At 71.0% G+C, this 14,535-nt stretch carries 10 protein-coding genes and 1 pseudogene; 2 read left to right on the forward strand and 9 right to left on the reverse strand.

The window, feature by feature from the left end:
• Positions 1–55 precede the first annotated feature (55 nt).
• The 9 genes from ACFY7C_RS14275 to ACFY7C_RS14315 all read right to left on the reverse strand — a co-directional run bounded on the left by ACFY7C_RS14275 (position 56) and on the right by ACFY7C_RS14315 (position 10,624).
• Entirely contained in the window at positions 56–772 is a 717-nt protein-coding gene (locus ACFY7C_RS14275; RefSeq protein WP_389648860.1) for an ABC transporter ATP-binding protein, read from the reverse strand.
• Positions 769–1,785, reverse strand: a complete 1,017-nt coding sequence (locus ACFY7C_RS14280; protein WP_389648863.1) for an ABC transporter ATP-binding protein — start codon at positions 1,783–1,785, stop codon at positions 769–771. Before ACFY7C_RS14280 ends, ACFY7C_RS14275 begins: the two co-directional genes overlap by 4 nt.
• A 5-nt stretch (positions 1,786–1,790) precedes the next feature.
• Complete coding sequence (locus tag ACFY7C_RS14285) at positions 1,791–3,542, reverse strand: branched-chain amino acid ABC transporter permease (protein WP_389649529.1); 1,752 nt, start codon at positions 3,540–3,542, stop codon at positions 1,791–1,793.
• Between the two features lie 5 nt (positions 3,543–3,547).
• Positions 3,548–4,480: a branched-chain amino acid ABC transporter permease gene (locus ACFY7C_RS14290; protein WP_389648866.1), complete on the reverse strand. Its 933-nt coding sequence runs from the start codon at positions 4,478–4,480 to the stop codon at positions 3,548–3,550.
• Positions 4,481–4,593: 113 nt separating this feature from the next.
• Positions 4,594–5,829, reverse strand: a complete 1,236-nt coding sequence (locus ACFY7C_RS14295; RefSeq protein WP_389648869.1) for a branched-chain amino acid ABC transporter substrate-binding protein — start codon at positions 5,827–5,829, stop codon at positions 4,594–4,596.
• A gap of 448 nt (positions 5,830–6,277) precedes the next feature.
• Positions 6,278–6,709 (reverse strand): hypothetical protein, encoded by a 432-nt coding sequence (locus tag ACFY7C_RS14300; RefSeq protein ID WP_389648872.1) that lies wholly within the window; start codon positions 6,707–6,709, stop codon positions 6,278–6,280.
• Positions 6,706–7,590, reverse strand: a complete 885-nt coding sequence (locus ACFY7C_RS14305; protein WP_389648875.1) for a trypsin-like serine protease — start codon at positions 7,588–7,590, stop codon at positions 6,706–6,708. The genes ACFY7C_RS14300 and ACFY7C_RS14305 overlap by 4 nt, the downstream gene beginning before the upstream one ends.
• A gap of 182 nt (positions 7,591–7,772) precedes the next feature.
• On the reverse strand, positions 7,773–8,282 hold the full coding sequence (locus tag ACFY7C_RS14310; RefSeq protein ID WP_389648878.1) for a PaaI family thioesterase: 510 nt from the start codon (positions 8,280–8,282) through the stop codon (positions 7,773–7,775).
• A gap of 59 nt (positions 8,283–8,341) precedes the next feature.
• Positions 8,342–10,624 carry an FdhF/YdeP family oxidoreductase gene (locus ACFY7C_RS14315; RefSeq protein ID WP_389648880.1) on the reverse strand — a complete coding sequence of 761 codons (2,283 nt, stop codon included), beginning with the start codon at positions 10,622–10,624 and terminating at the stop codon, positions 8,342–8,344.
• A gap of 155 nt (positions 10,625–10,779) precedes the next feature.
• Between ACFY7C_RS14315 and polA the strand changes: the two genes are divergently transcribed.
• Complete coding sequence (gene polA, locus ACFY7C_RS14320) at positions 10,780–13,500, forward strand: DNA polymerase I (protein WP_389648883.1); 2,721 nt, start codon at positions 10,780–10,782, stop codon at positions 13,498–13,500.
• A 560-nt stretch (positions 13,501–14,060) separates the two neighbouring features.
• Positions 14,061–14,414 (forward strand): annotated as a pseudogene (locus ACFY7C_RS14325) (serine hydrolase); the annotation flags it as partial.
• Positions 14,415–14,535: the final 121 nt, after the last annotated feature.

The raw sequence follows: 14,535 nt of genomic DNA on the forward strand, positions 1-14,535 counted from the left end.
CCGCCCCACGTCACTGTGGGGCGGGCCTTCCGTTCGTGGCGGAGCGGGCGGAGGGTTACTCCTCGCCGAGGTACGTCTTGCGCACGTCGTCGTTGTGGAGCAGCTCCTGGCCCGTGCCGGAGAGCTTGATCTTGCCGACCTCGAGCACGTACGCCTGGTCCGCGAGGGAGAGCGCGGCCTGTGCGTTCTGCTCGATGAGCAGGATGGTCATGCCCTCGGACTTGAGCGTGGCGATGGTCTCCATGATCTTCTGCATCATGATCGGGGAGAGGCCCATGGAGGGCTCGTCGAGCATCAGCAGTTTGGGCTGGGACATCAGCGCCCTGCCCATGGCCAGCATCTGCTGCTCGCCGCCGGAGAGGGTGCCCGCGGCCTGCTTGCGACGCTCGCCCAGGATCGGGAAGAGGTCGTAGGCCCGCTGGATGTCCCGCTCGATGCCGTCCTTGTCGCTGCGCAGGAAGGCGCCCAGCTGGAGGTTCTCGGCGATGGTGAGCCGGGGGAAGATGTGCCGGCCCTCGGGGGAGTGGGCGAGGCCCAGGGAGACCACCTTGTGGGCCGGGATGCCGTTGAGCGCCTGGCCGTCGAAGAGGATCTTGCCGGCGGTGGGCTTGAGCAGGCCCGAGAGGGTGCGCAGGGTGGTGGTCTTGCCGGCGCCGTTGGTGCCGATCAGGGCGACGACCTGGCCCGCCTCGACGGAGAAGGAGATGCCCTTGACGGCCTCGATCTTGCCGTAGGCGACCCTGAGGTCCTCGACCTCCAGGAGTGCGGTCACTTGGAGTCTCCTTCGGTGGTGCTGTCCGCGTCGGCGGTGGGGGCCGCGTCGTCGGTGTCGTCGGCCGGAGCCGCCTCGTCGGCCTCGTCGGGCTCGTCGGCCGCCTCGGTCTCGGCCGGCTCGGCGGCCTGGGTCTCCGCCTCGGCCTCCGCTTCGGCGTGGGCCTCCGCGGCCTCGACCTCGGCGAGCTCCTCCGCGCCGGGCGCGCCCTCGAAGGGCGTGCCCAGGTAGGCGGCCACGACGCGCTCGTCGCCCTGGACGACCTCGGCCGTGCCCTCGACGAGCTTCTCGCCCTGGACGAGGACGGCGACCCGGTCGCACAGCTTGAAGATGAACTTCATGTCGTGCTCGATGACCAGGACGGCGATGCCGCGGTCGCGGATGGCGAAGACGAGCTCCTCGGTGGTGCGGGTCTCGCTCTGGTTCATGCCGGCCGTGGGCTCGTCGAGCAGCAGCAGGCCGGGGTCGCTGGCGAGCGCGCGGGCGATCTCCAGCTTGCGCTGCTCGCCGTACGGCAGGTTGCGGGCGAGGTGCTCGGCCTTGTTGGCCAGGCCCACGAACTCCAGGAGTTCCATGGCGCGTTCGCGGGAGGCGGCCTCGGCCTTCTTGAAGCCGGGGCCGCGCAGCAGCGCCGACCAGAGGCCCTCCTTGGTCCGGGTGTGGCGTCCGACGAGGACGTTCTCCAGGACCGTCATGTTGGAGAAGAGGCGGATGTTCTGGAAGGTGCGGGCGATGCCGGCCTGGGTGACCAGGTGCGGCTTGGGCGGGAGCACCGTGCCCTTGTAGCTGACCTGGCCCTCGGTGGGGACGTACAGGCCGGTCAGGCAGTTGAAGAAGGTGGTCTTGCCGGCGCCGTTGGGGCCGATCAGGCCGACGATCTCGCCTTCGCGGACGGTGAGGTCGACGTCGCGGACGGCGGTGAGGCCGCCGAAGCGCATCGTGACCCCGCTGGCGTCCAGGACGGTGGCGGCCGTGGCGGTCTGGGTGGCGCCGTTCTCGGTGGTGGTGGTCATGGCGTTCACGCCCCTGCCTTCGCCGCACCGGCGTCCGATGGCGCGTCGGTTTCCGCTTCGGCGGACTGACGCGGTTCGGGTACGTCGGGCTGGTCGTCGTTCTCGTGGAATTCCAGCTGCGCCCGCTTGTTGGCGATGAGGCCCTCGGGGCGGACCCGCATCAGCACGATCAGCGCGATGCCGAAGCCGAGCAGCTGGTAGTCCTGGAGGAACTGCAGCTTGGCCGGGATCAGGAAGAGCAGCGCGGAGCCGACGATGGGGCCGCTGATGGTGCCCATGCCGCCGAGGATGACGGCCGCGAGCAGGAAGGCGGAGTTCGGCGGGACGGGGCCGGCGAAGACGTAGTTCTCCGGGACCACCGTGGTGTTGACGTGTGCCTGGACGGTGCCGGCGAGGCCGGCCAGGGCGGCGCCGAGGGCGAAGGCGACGAGCTTGACGCGGAAGCCGTTGATGCCCATGGCGGTGGCGGCGGTCTCGTCCTCGCGGATCGCGACCCAGGCGCGGCCGATGCGGCTGTTGCCGGCGCGGGCGAAGACGATGATGACCAGGGCCATGACCAGGATCATGAGCAGGTAGTAGTTGGCGTAGGCGCCGAGCTCGATGCCGAGGACGGTGTGGGACTCGCCGAAGTTGTAGCCGAAGAATTCCAGCTGCGGGATGTTCGGGATGCCGTTGGGGCCGTTGGTGATCTGGGGGCCGGAGGTGCCGTCCAGGTTGCCCATGGCGATGCGGAAGATCTCTCCGAAGCCGAGGGTGACGATGGCGAGGTAGTCGCCGCGCAGCCGCAGGGTCGGGGCGCCGATGACGACGCCGAAGATCAGGGAGGCGGCCATGCCGGTGAGGGCGGCGGCCCAGAAGGGGAACTGGACGTCGAAGGCCGAGGAGGTGGCGCCGGAGACCAGGGCGGCGGTGTAGGCGCCGACGCCGAGGAAGGCGACGTAACCGAGGTCGAGCAGGCCGGCGAGGCCGACGACGATGTTCAGGCCGAGGGCGACGGTCGCGAAGATCAGGATGTTGACCGCGATCAGCGTGTAGGTGTCGCCGCTCTGCTGGATGAACGGGAAGGCGATGGCGGCGAACAGGCTCGCGGTCACCGTCACCTGGCGGTTGCGGGCGGTGATCTGGGTGAGTCGGGCGCTGAGTCCGGACTTGACCAGTGCGGTGGCGGAGAAGCCGACCAGGATCAGGTACGCGATGAAGAGCTGCGGCTCCGAGTCCTCGGTGTCGATGCCGAAGGTGACGACGTAGAGGCCGAGGGCGAAGACGGCGATGATGATCAGGATCTCGGCCCAGGAGGACAGCTGCTTGGCGGGGGCCGCCTTGCGGGTGTCGTCGGGGAGCTTGTACGCGGCGATCGCGGGGACGGCCGCGGCGAGGACGGCGACGCCGGCGCCGGGCTCCAGGTCCACCAGGGCGCCCAGCTCGACGATGATCGAGAGCGCGGTGAACAGGGTGGTGGCGAAGGTGCCGAGGGCCATGATCCACAGCGGTCGGCGGGCGCCGGTGGGGGTGAGCCAGCCGAGGCCCTTGACGCCGAGCGCGGAGAGCGCGAGGGCGCCGGTGAGCACGGCCCCGACGAGGGTGAGCATCTGGAGCGGGGCGGGGTAGCCGTAGACCGTGAGGTTGCCCGGGAAGAGGGTGGTCCAGGTCCAGGCGAGGAAGGTGCTGGCGGCGGCCGCGGCGGAGCCGGCGGCGATCGTCCAGAGCAGGCCCTTGGGCGTGGTGGTGGCCGGGGTCTTGGTGAGGGTGTCGGTCATGGTGCTCACGCCCTGTCCGCGACGCGCTCGCCGAGCAGGCCCTGGGGCCGCACGAGGAGGACGAGAATGAGGAGGACGAAGGCCCACACGTTGGACCAGGCACCGCCGCCGAGCTGCTGCATGCCGGGGATTTCCTCGATGTAGGCGATCGAGAGGGATTCGGCGATGCCGAGGACGACGCCGCCGATCATGGCGCCGTAGATGTTGCCGATGCCGCCGAGGACGGCCGCGGTGAAGGCCTTGAGGCCGAGGATGAAGCCCATCTCGAAGTTGATCTGGCCCTTGTCCACGCCGTAGGCGACGGCGGCGACGGCGGCGAACGCGGCACCGATGGCGAAGGCCATGACGATGATGCGGTCGGTGTTGATGCCCATCAGCTTCGCGGTGTCGGGGTCCTGTGCGGTGGCCTGCATGGCGCGGCCGCTGCGGCTCTTCGAGACGAAGAGGCCGAGGGCGAGCATGCACAGGGGGGCGAGGGCGAGGACGAAGGCGTCGGCGCGCTGGATCTGGAGGCCGTCGGTGATCTGGAAGGCCTCGCCCTGGAACTCGGGGAAGCTGACGGCCTTCTTGGCGTCCGGGTAGAACTGCCACACGAGCTGCTGCAGCGCGATGGACAGGCCGATCGCGGTGATCAGCGGCGCGAGCCGGGGCGCGTTGCGCAGCGGGCGGTAGGCGAAGCGCTCGGCGGCGGTGGCGACGGCCACGGAGGCTATCGCGCCACCGACGATCATGAGCGGTATCGCCACCAGCAGGGACGTTCCGCTCGGCAGAGCGGTGTAGGTGGTGAGGGCACCGAAGCCCCCGATCATGAAGATCTCGCCGTGGGCGAAGTTGATGAGCTGGACGATGCCGTAGACCATGGTGTACCCGATGGCGATGAGGCCATAGAGGGCACCGAGGGCCAGGCCGTTGGCCAGCTGTTGCGGCAGTTCGTGCACCGCAGGCCTCCGATGAGCTTGTCGGATAAGACTCCGCGCGAGGGCGCTGTTTGCGCCCTCGCGCGGCTTGGTTCAGTTGGTGCGGGGTTCCCGGCCCGGTGCCGGGGCGGGGACTACTGGTTGAAGGTGTCGCTCTTGACGTCGATCCACTTGCCGCCCTCGACCTTGTAGACCGTGAGCTGCTTGTTGGTGGTGTCGCCGTACTCGTCGAAGGAGACCTTGCCGGTCACACCGTCGAAGGAGACCTTGCCCAGGGCCTCGGTGACCTTGGCGCGGGCGTCGGAGGGCAGCTTGCCGCCGTTGGCCTCGACGACGGCCTTGACGGCCTGGATGATGGCCCAGCCGGCGTCGTAGGAGTAGCCGCCGTAGGCCGCGTAGGGGTCCTTGTAGCCGCCCGCGTTGTAGTCCGCGATGAACTTCTTGGCGGTGTCGAGCTTCTCGACCGGGAAGCCGATCGAGGTGGCCAGGTCACCGTCGTTGGCCTCGGCGGAGGCGCTGATGAAGGCCGGGTCGTAGATGCCGTCGCCGCCCATGACGGGGATCTTGGCGCCGGTCTTCTTGATCTGGTCGGAGAGCAGGCCGCCCTCGGGGTACTGGCCGCCGAAGTAGACGGAGTCGGCGCCGGAGGCCTTGACCTTGTCGGCGGTGGAGGAGAAGTCGGTCTCCTTCACGGTGACGTGGTCGGTGCCGACGACCTGGCCGCCGAGGCGCTTGAACTCGGCGGAGAAGATCGCCGCGAGGCCGGCGCCGTAGGTCTGCTTGTCGTCGACGACGAAGACCTTCTTCTTGCCGGCGTCCTTGAAGAGGTACTGGGCGGCGAACTTGCCCTGGACCACGTCGGTGGCGGCGGTGCGGAAGTAGGTCTTGAAGGGGCGCTTGAACTCGCCCTTGCCCCAGTTGTCGCCCTGGGAGAGGGACGGGTTGGTGTTGGCCGGGGAGACCTGCGCCAGGTTGGCCGCGGCGAAGACGCCCTGCATCTGCTGGGAGACGCCGGAGTTCAGCGGGCCGACGACGCCGAGGACGTCCTTGTTGCCGACCAGTTTGGTGGCGTTGGCCTGGCCGGAGGCGGGGACGGCCTGGTCGTCGAGGGCCTCGATCTTGAAGGTGACGCCGGGGACGACCTTGTCCTTGTTGGCGGTCTTGACCGCGAGGTCCACGGAGTTCTTGATGCCCTGGCCCAGAGCGGAAAGCGAACCGGTGAGAGGGGCGTCGACGCCGATCACCACGGTCGTGGTGCCGCCGGCGTTGTCGCCGCCACCCTTGCCCTCGTCACGCGAACCGCAGGCGGTGAGGGTGAGCGCTCCTGTGGTGAGGACGCTGGTCAGGATGAGCAAAGAACGGTGTCGCACGAAGATTCCTTTCCCTGGCGCGGCCCCCTCGAGCTGAGGCGGTGCCGTGAAGCGTGTAGCTAGAGGTGCCGTTTTCGATGCCGGGCCGTACTGGGTCGAGCAGGCCGTGCAGAGAGGGCGCCCGGCGGCGCGGTGACTGGCCGTGACTCTAGGCGCAGGTGGGGAAGGTCGGGGAGCGCCCAGGTCATGATGTGACTGTCTTGTTATGCCGACGGGGGGAACCGGTGTGCGGGCCAGGGGCAAACTCGGGCACATCGGTCCGTAGTGCGGTGTTCACATAGTGAGAACGTGCAGTTCCGCTAAGGGGCTTGAGCAGATCATGGTGCTGACGGCCCTCTCGGAGGGGTATCCGGATATCGGACACTCGCCTCGGCGTGAGCGGACGGATGGGTCGACCTGATCACTCCGCTTCCGAGCTCTTTCCTCGCGGAGCGAATGTCACGCAGCGTTACGGGGGTGATGGCCGAGACCCGCTGGTGGGAACTCCGTGTTCGCTGGGCGGTCGCCAGTTCTCCGAACTCCCCGTCGCGCCCTTCGCCGCCTCGCACCGCCGGCGCGTCTCCCGGTCGGTCAGTGCGAAGGCCGACGCCCGCCCGGCGCGGCGCTCCTCCGCCCGCGCCGCGACCAGCACCTCGTCGTGGAGCGCGTACTGCTCGTTCGACAGGCCCTTCTGCTCCCAGTCGAGCCCGGCCCACGAGCTTCCCTTCAGTGCCTCTTTCACCCAGTACGACACGAGACTTGTGCAGATGTCCGCAGGCGTGCTCGCGCGCGGCGCGGGGTCTCGGGGCGCCTGGTCGCACCCGGTGCCCAGGGTCAGGAGGCAGCCGGCCAGGGCCGCGGCGAGCGCGGTCCCGGCCGGAGCGAAAGGCCTGCCGGTCAAGGGAGTTGGACGTACGGCTTCAGGAAGTCGCGGGCACCGGGAGTGTCCAGTCGGTACACCACGTTGGTGGCGTAGCAGGGGCCGTCGCCCGTGATGGTGGTCGCCACCAGGGTGAGCCGGCCGCCCAGCGTGGCGAAGTTCGGACCGCCCGAATCGCCGTAACAGGCACCGCCGTTGCCCTGCGGGGCCGTCATGGCGAGACGGACCCACGCGTTGTTCAGCGCGTTGAAGGAGACCGGCGCCTTCATGCGCACCCCGCCGCCCGGGTGCGTGTGACCGCCCGGCCCGCGCTGCGCCTCCTGCGTGCCGTACCCGGCGACGAGGAAGTCGGTGTCGTTCAGTCCCTGCGGGCCGAGCGCGCTCAGCGCCCCGGCCTTCGGCAGGGTGGCCGGGGTGAAGCTCCAGCGCTCCTTGATCTTGGCCGCGGGCAGTTCGATCACCGATATGTCGTGGTCGTCGGAGGCCGGTCCCGGGTACGCGGGGTGACTGATCGCCCGCCCCTCGACCGCCACGGCCCGCGCGACGGCCGTCGGGTCGCCGGGGTGCTCGGCGGCGGCCCGGTCGAGCCCGCCCTGGACGTCCTGGTCGAGGGAGACGTAGAAACGCACGTTCTCCGGCCAGTCGGTCGTGCAGTGCGCCGCGGTGAGGAAGGTGTCCGCGTCGATCATGGTGCCCGAGCAGACCCAGTCGACCCGGTCGGGCGTGGCCGGGTCGTCGTCGTTGTCCCAGGTCGCCACCAGGGCGCCGACCTCGGTGCGCTCGGGCGCGGGAGCGGCGTTGTAGGAGTTGATCGCCGCGGACGGGATCGCGGTGGCGATCACGGCGGCGCAGGCGGCGGCGGTCACGGCGGTGGCCATGGTGGTGGTGCGTACGGCGGTCAACAAGAGCCCCTCGGTGTGTGGTGGACCGGGTCTTCTCCTGTGGGGGGAGGGTCGCCAGTGAACCGGCTGACGCGCGGGAGGGCAAGAGGTCCTGAAGATCGGGGAGTTGGGGGAGCGGGAACGACGGAGCCCCGGTGCGGAAGATCCGTACCGGGGCTCCGGGCGGCCGAGGGCCGCTTCGCTCAGGCGCCGGCGCCGTCGAGGCGGCCCGCCTCCGGAAGGTCGCCCGCGTCCTTCGCGCCGATCTCCCGGAGCATGCAGGTCAGGCGGGCCGAGCAGACCCGCTTGTCCTGCTCGTCGGTGATCACGATCTCGTACGTGGCGGTCGACCGGCCCCGGTGCACGGGCGTCGCGACCCCGGTCACCAGGCCGCTGCGCACACCCCGGTGGTGGGTGCAGTTCAGGTCGACGCCCACCGCGATGCGGGAGACGCCGCCGTGCAGCATCGAGCCGATCGACCCCAGGGTCTCGGCGAGCACCGCCGAGGCGCCGCCGTGCAGCAGACCGTACGGCTGGGTGTTGCCCTCCACCGGCATGGTCCCGACCACGCGCTCCGCGGAGGCCTCCAGGATCTGCACACCCATCCGGTTCCCGAGGTGTCCGGCCGAGAAGAGCGCCGGCAGATCCACGCCGAGCGAGGCGTACTCGTCGATGACCTCCTGCGGGAACTTCACATGCTGCTGCTCACCCATCACCGGGCTCCGTTCGTCGTCGGACGGCTGGTCTTCTTCCGCACTGCCTGAGCAAACGCTTAGGCGGGTGCGGATTCTTCCAGACGCACGACGACCGACTTGCTCGCGGGGGTGTTGCTGATGTCCGCGGTCGACTCCAGCGGCACCAGCACGTTCGTCTCGGGGTAGTACGCCGCCGCGCAGCCCCGGGCCGTCGGATAGTGCACCACCCGGAAGCCGGGCGCCCGCCGCTCGCTGCCGTCCGTCCACTCGCTCACCAGATCCGCGTACGCCCCGTCGGCGAAGCCCAGCGCCGCCGCGTCCTCGGGGTGGACCAGGACCACCCGGCGGCCGCCCGTGATGCCCCGGTAGCGGTCGTCCAGACCGTAGATCGTGGTGTTGTACTGGTCGTGCGAGCGCAGTGTCTGCAGCAGCAGCCGCCCCTCGGGCACCCTCGGATACTCCACCGGCGCCGCCGTGAAGTTCGCCTTCCCGGTCTTCGTCGGGAAACGGCGCTCGTCGCGCGGGGCGTGCGGCAGCGCGAAGCCGCCCGGGTCCGCCGCGAGCCGCGCGTTGAAGTCCTCGAAACCGGGGATCACCCGCGCGATGCGGTCGCGGATCAGCGCGTAGTCCGCCTCGAACTCCTCCCACGGCGTCGCCGAACCCTCGCCCAGCACCGCCCGCGCCATCCGCGCCACGATCGCCGGCTCCGAGAGCAGGTGCGGGCTCGCCGGCGGCAGGTTCCCCCGGGAGGCGTGCACCAGACCCATCGAGTCCTCGACCGTGACGAACTGCTTGCCGCTCCTCTGCACGTCCTTGTCCGTGCGGCCCAGCGTCGGAAGGATCAGCGCGCGCCTGCCGGTCACCGCGTGCGAGCGGTTCAGCTTGGTCGACACATGGACGGTCAGACGCGCGTTGCGCATCGCCGCCTCGGTGACCTCGGTGTCCGGGGTCGCCCCGACGAAATTGCCGCCCATCGCGAAGAACACCTTCGCCTCGCCGTCGCGCAGCGCCCGGATGGACCGCACCACGTCGAAACCGTGGTGGCGCGGCGAGACGATCCCGAACTCCTTGTCCAGGGCGTCCAGGAAGGCCGGCGCCGGCCGCTCGAAGATCCCCATCGTCCGGTCGCCCTGCACATTGGAATGCCCGCGCACCGGACACACCCCGGCGCCCGGCCGGCCCACGTTGCCCCGCAGGAGCAGGAGGTTGACCACCTCGCGGATGGTCGGCACGGAGTGCTTGTGCTGGGTCAGGCCCATCGCCCAGCAGACGATCGTCCGCTCCGAGGCCAGGACCATCTCCAGGGCCTTCTCGATCTCGGCGCGGGTCAGACCGGTCGCGGCGAGCGTCTCGTCCCAGTCGGCCTCGCGGGCCGCCGCCGCGAACGCCTCGAAGCCGTGGGTGTGCGCGGCGACGAACTCCTCGTCCACCGCGCCCGGCGTCTCCAGGACCAGCCGGCCCAGCAGCCGGAACAGGGCCTGGTCGCCGCCGATGCGGATCTGCAGGAAGAGATCGGTGAGCGCCGCGCCCTTCAGCATCCCCTGCGCGGTCTGCGGGTTCTTGAACCGCTCCAGGCCCGCCTCCGGCAGCGGGTTCACCGAGATGATCCTCGCCCCCGCCGCCTTCGCCTTCTCCAGCGCCGACAGCATCCGCGGATGGTTCGTGCCCGGATTCTGCCCGGCGACCACGATCAGATCCGCCCGGTGCAGGTCCTCCAGGGACACGCTGCCCTTGCCGACGCCGAGGGTCTCCGTGAGCGCCGAGCCCGAGGACTCGTGGCACATGTTGGAGCAGTCCGGCAGGTTGTTGGTGCCGAACTCGCGGGCGAACAGCTGGAGCAGGAACGCGGCCTCGTTGCTCGTACGACCCGAGGTGTAGAACAGGGCCTCGTCGGGGGAGGAGAGCGCCGTCAGCTCCTCCGCGATGATCGCGAACGCCCGCTCCCAGCTCACCGGCTCGTACCGCTCGGCGCCCTCCGGCAGATACATCGGCTGCGTGATCCGGCCCTGCTGGCCCAGCCAGTAGCCGCTGCGCTCCGCCAGGTCCGCCACCGGGTGCGCGGCGAAGAACTCCGGCGTCACCCGGCGCAGCGTCGCCTCCTCGGCGACCGCCTTCGCCCCGTTCTCGCAGAACTCCGCCACGTGCCGCTTGTCGGCCTCCGGCCAGGCGCAGCCCGGGCAGTCGAAGCCGTCCTTCTGGTTGACCTTGAGCAGGGTCCGCGCCGTGCGCCGCACACCCATCTGCTCGTGGGCCATCCTCAGCGTGTGCGCGACGGCGGGCAGCCCGGCGGCCGCGTGCTGCGGCGCCGCGACCCGCGGCGCGTCCTGGACCGGGTCGCCGGCCGGCGGCTTGCTGACCATCGCGCTCTCCTTTGAGCGATGAAGGACTCGTACGTCTCCGATCCTGTCACGCGCCACCGACAACGGACCACGCACCGCCGGTGCACGGCCGGTGCACGGTCGGTCACCGTCGGCGGGTGGACGGGAATGTCAGTGGCGCGTGGCAGGATCGTCCCGTGGCCGAGACAGCAGCGAAGAAGACCGAGATGACCGAAGAGAACCGCCCGCGCCTGCTCCTCATGGACGGGCACTCCCTGGCGTACCGGGCGTTCTTCGCACTGCCCGCGGAGAACTTCACCACCGCCACCGGGCAGCCGACGAACGCGATCTACGGTTTCGCGTCCATGCTGGCGAACACGCTCCGCGACGAGGCGCCCACGCACTTCGCCGTCGCCTTCGACGTGTCCCGCAAGACCTGGCGCTCCGAGGAGTTCCCCGAGTACAAGGCGAACCGCTCGAAGACCCCCGACGAGTTCAAGGGGCAGGTCGAGCTGATCGGCGAGCTGCTCGACGCCATGCACGCCCCCCGCTTCGCCATCGACGGGTTCGAGGCGGACGACGTCATCGCCACCCTCGCCACCCAGGCCGAGGCCGAGGGCTTCGAGGTCCTGATCGTCACCGGCGACCGGGACTCCTTCCAGCTGGTCTCCGACCACACCACCGTGCTCTACCCCACCAAGGGCGTCTCCGAGCTGACCCGCTTCACCCCGGAGAAGGTCCAGGAGAAGTACGGACTCTCGCCGTCGCAGTACCCCGACTTCGCCGCCCTGCGCGGCGACCCGTCGGACAACCTGCCCGGCATCCCCGGCGTCGGCGAGAAGACCGCCGCGAAGTGGATCAACCAGTTCGGCTCCTTCGCGGACCTGGTGGAGCGCGCCGAGGAAGTCAAGGGCAAGGCAGGCCAGAACCTCCGTGACCATCTGGAGTCGGTGAAGCTCAACCGCCGCCTCACCGAGATGGTCCGCGACGTCGAGCTGCCGAAGACCGTCGCGGACCTCGCCCGCGAGCCGTACGACCGCACGGCCGTCGCCCTCGTCCTCGACACCCTGGAGATCCGCAACCCCTCGCTGCGCGAGCGGCTCCTCGCCGTCGACCCCGGCGCCGCGGAGGAGACCGCCCCCGCCCCGGCCCCCGGCCTCGACCTCGACTTCACCGTCCTCGGCTCCGGCGAGCTCGCCGGCTGGCTCGCCGAGCACGGCGGGCAGCCGCTCGGCGTCGCCACCCTCGACAGCTGGGCGCTCGGCACGGGAAGCGTCGCCGAGATCGCCCTCGCCTCCGGCGACGGCGCCGCCGCCTGGTTCGACCCCTCCGAGCTCGACGAGGCGGACGAGCGGGCCTGGGCCGCCTGGATCGCCGACCCCGCGCGGCCGAAGGTCCTGCACAACGCCAAGGGCGCCATGCGGGTCTTCCCCGAGCACGGCTGGAGCGTCGCCGGCGTCACCATGGACACCGCGCTCGCCGCCTATCTGGTGAAGCCCGGCCGCCGCTCCTTCGCCCTGGACGCGCTCTCCGTGGAGTACCTGGGCCGCGAGCTCGCCCCCGCCGCGGCCGCCGACGGCCAGCTCGCCTTCGGCGCCGACGACACCGCCGAGGCCGAGGCCCTGATGAGCCAGGCCCGCGCCGTCCTCGACCTCGGCACCGCCTTCGAGGAGAAGCTCGCCGAGGTCGGCGCCAAGGAGCTCCTGCACGAGGTCGAGCTGCCCACCTCCGCGCTCCTCGCCCGCCTGGAGCGGCACGGCATCGCCGCCGACCGCGACCACCTGGAGGCCCTGGAGCAGCAGTTCGCGGGCGCCGTGCAGCAGGCCGTGAAGGAGGCCCACGCCTCCGTCGGCCACGAGTTCAACCTCGGCTCGCCCAAGCAGCTCCAGGAGGTCTTCTTCGGCGAGCTCAACCTGCCCAAGACGAAGAAGACCAAGACCGGCTACACCACGGACGCCGACGCGCTCGCCTGGCTGGCCGCCCAGACCGAGCACGAGCTCCCGGTGATCATGCTGCGGCACCGCGAGCAGGCCCGGCTGCGCTCCACCGTCGAGGGCCTGATCAAGACCGTCGCCGCCGACGGCCGCATCCACACCACCTTCAGCCAGACGGTCGCCGCCACCGGCCGGCTGTCCTCCACCGACCCCAATCTGCAGAACGTGCCGGTGCGCACGGACGAGGGCCGCGCCATCCGCCACGGCTTCGTCGTCGGCGAGGGCTTCGAGGCCCTGATGACCGCCGACTACAGCCAGATCGAGCTGCGCGTGATGGCCCACCTCTCCGAGGACGAGGGCCTGATCGAGGCCTTCACCTCCGGCGAGGACCTGCACACCACCGTCGCCTCACAGGTCTTCAACGTCGAGCGGGCCGCCGTCGACGCCGAGATGCGCCGCAAGATCAAGGCCATGTCGTACGGCCTGGCGTACGGGCTCTCCGCCTTCGGCCTCTCCCAGCAGCTGGGCATCGAGCCGGCCGAGGCGCGCGGCCTGATGGACACCTACTTCGAGCGCTTCGGCGGCGTGCGCGACTATCTGCGCCGGGTCGTCGACGAGGCCCGCGCCACCGGCTACACCGAGACGATGCTCGGCCGCCGCCGCTACCTGCCGGACCTCAACAGCGACAACCGCCAGCGCCGCGAGGCCGCCGAGCGGATGGCGCTCAACGCTCCGATCCAGGGCACCGCGGCCGACATCGTCAAGGTCGCCATGCTGCGGGTCGACCGCGCCCTCGCCGAGGCCGGTCTCGCCTCCCGGATGCTCCTCCAGGTCCACGACGAAATCGTCCTGGAGCTCGCCCCGGGCGAGCGCGACCGGGTCGAGGCCCTCGTCCGCGAACAGATGGCCCACGCCGTCGACCTGCGCGCCCCGCTCGACGTCTCGGTCGGCGTCGGCCCGGACTGGGACTCTGCGGCGCACTGAGTCGAGACGGCGCCTGTCGCCGGCGTGGGCCGGTCCGGCCCGGGCGCACGGTTTCCCGACCCGTGCCCCGGAGGCCTCGCGCCTTCGGGCCACGGGCGGCCGGGCGGCTCGGTGGGCCCCGCTCGTTTGGGCCGCTTGGACCAGCGGCGGGATGCCGGGCGGGCGGCGGTCCCGACACTGGGGGCATGCCCGTGACCACGAGCCGCCGCCCCCGCCTGCGCACCTGGACCCTCGTCGCCGCCCTCCTCGGCGGGTTCGCGGCCACCGTCGCCACCCCGGCCCGCACGGCCGCCGCCGCGTCCGCGTCGTGCAGCTCGTCGCGCGAGCCGACCCTCGCGGCCAAGCTGTCCGCGGACATCCGCGCCGCGCTCAAGGGCCGCGACGGCACCGTCTCCGTCGCCGTCCACGCCCCCGGACGGGGTCTGCGCTGCCGCCTCGTCGACGACCGCTCCTACGACTCCGCCAGCATCGCCAAGGTGCTGATCATGGAGGCCGTGCTCGGCCGGGCCGAGGAACTGGGCCGCCGGCCCACCCGCCTGGAGACCCAGCGGCTCAAGGCGATGATCACCCGCTCGGACAACACCGCCGCGAGCGAGCTGTGGGACGGCCTCTCCCGGGAACGCCTCCGCCGCGTCCTGCGCGAGGCCGGAGCCGTCGACACGGTCCTCGGCCACGGCAGCTACTGGGGCCTGACCAGGACCACAGCCCGCGACCAGCTCGCCCTGCTCGCCGCCGTCTCCCGCCGCCCGACGGCCCTGGACCTGATGGGCCGGGTGATCGCCGGTCAGGCCTGGGGCGTGTCCGCGGGCGCCCCGCGCGGCACCAAGGTCCACCTCAAGAACGGCTGGCTGCCCCGCGCCACCCACGGCTGGCGGGTGCACAGCGTCGGCATCGTCCGCGGCACCGGCCTCGACTACCGGCTCGCGCTCCTCAGCCACGACAACGGGACCTTGCGGTACGGCGTGCGGACCCTGGAGGGGATCGCGCTGGCCGTCCACCGGCGCCTCGGCCCCGGCACGGCGGCGCGCGGCTTCA

The organism is Streptomyces sp. NPDC012769 (genome assembly GCF_042901205.1).
Taxonomy (GTDB): domain Bacteria; phylum Actinomycetota; class Actinomycetes; order Streptomycetales; family Streptomycetaceae; genus Streptomyces.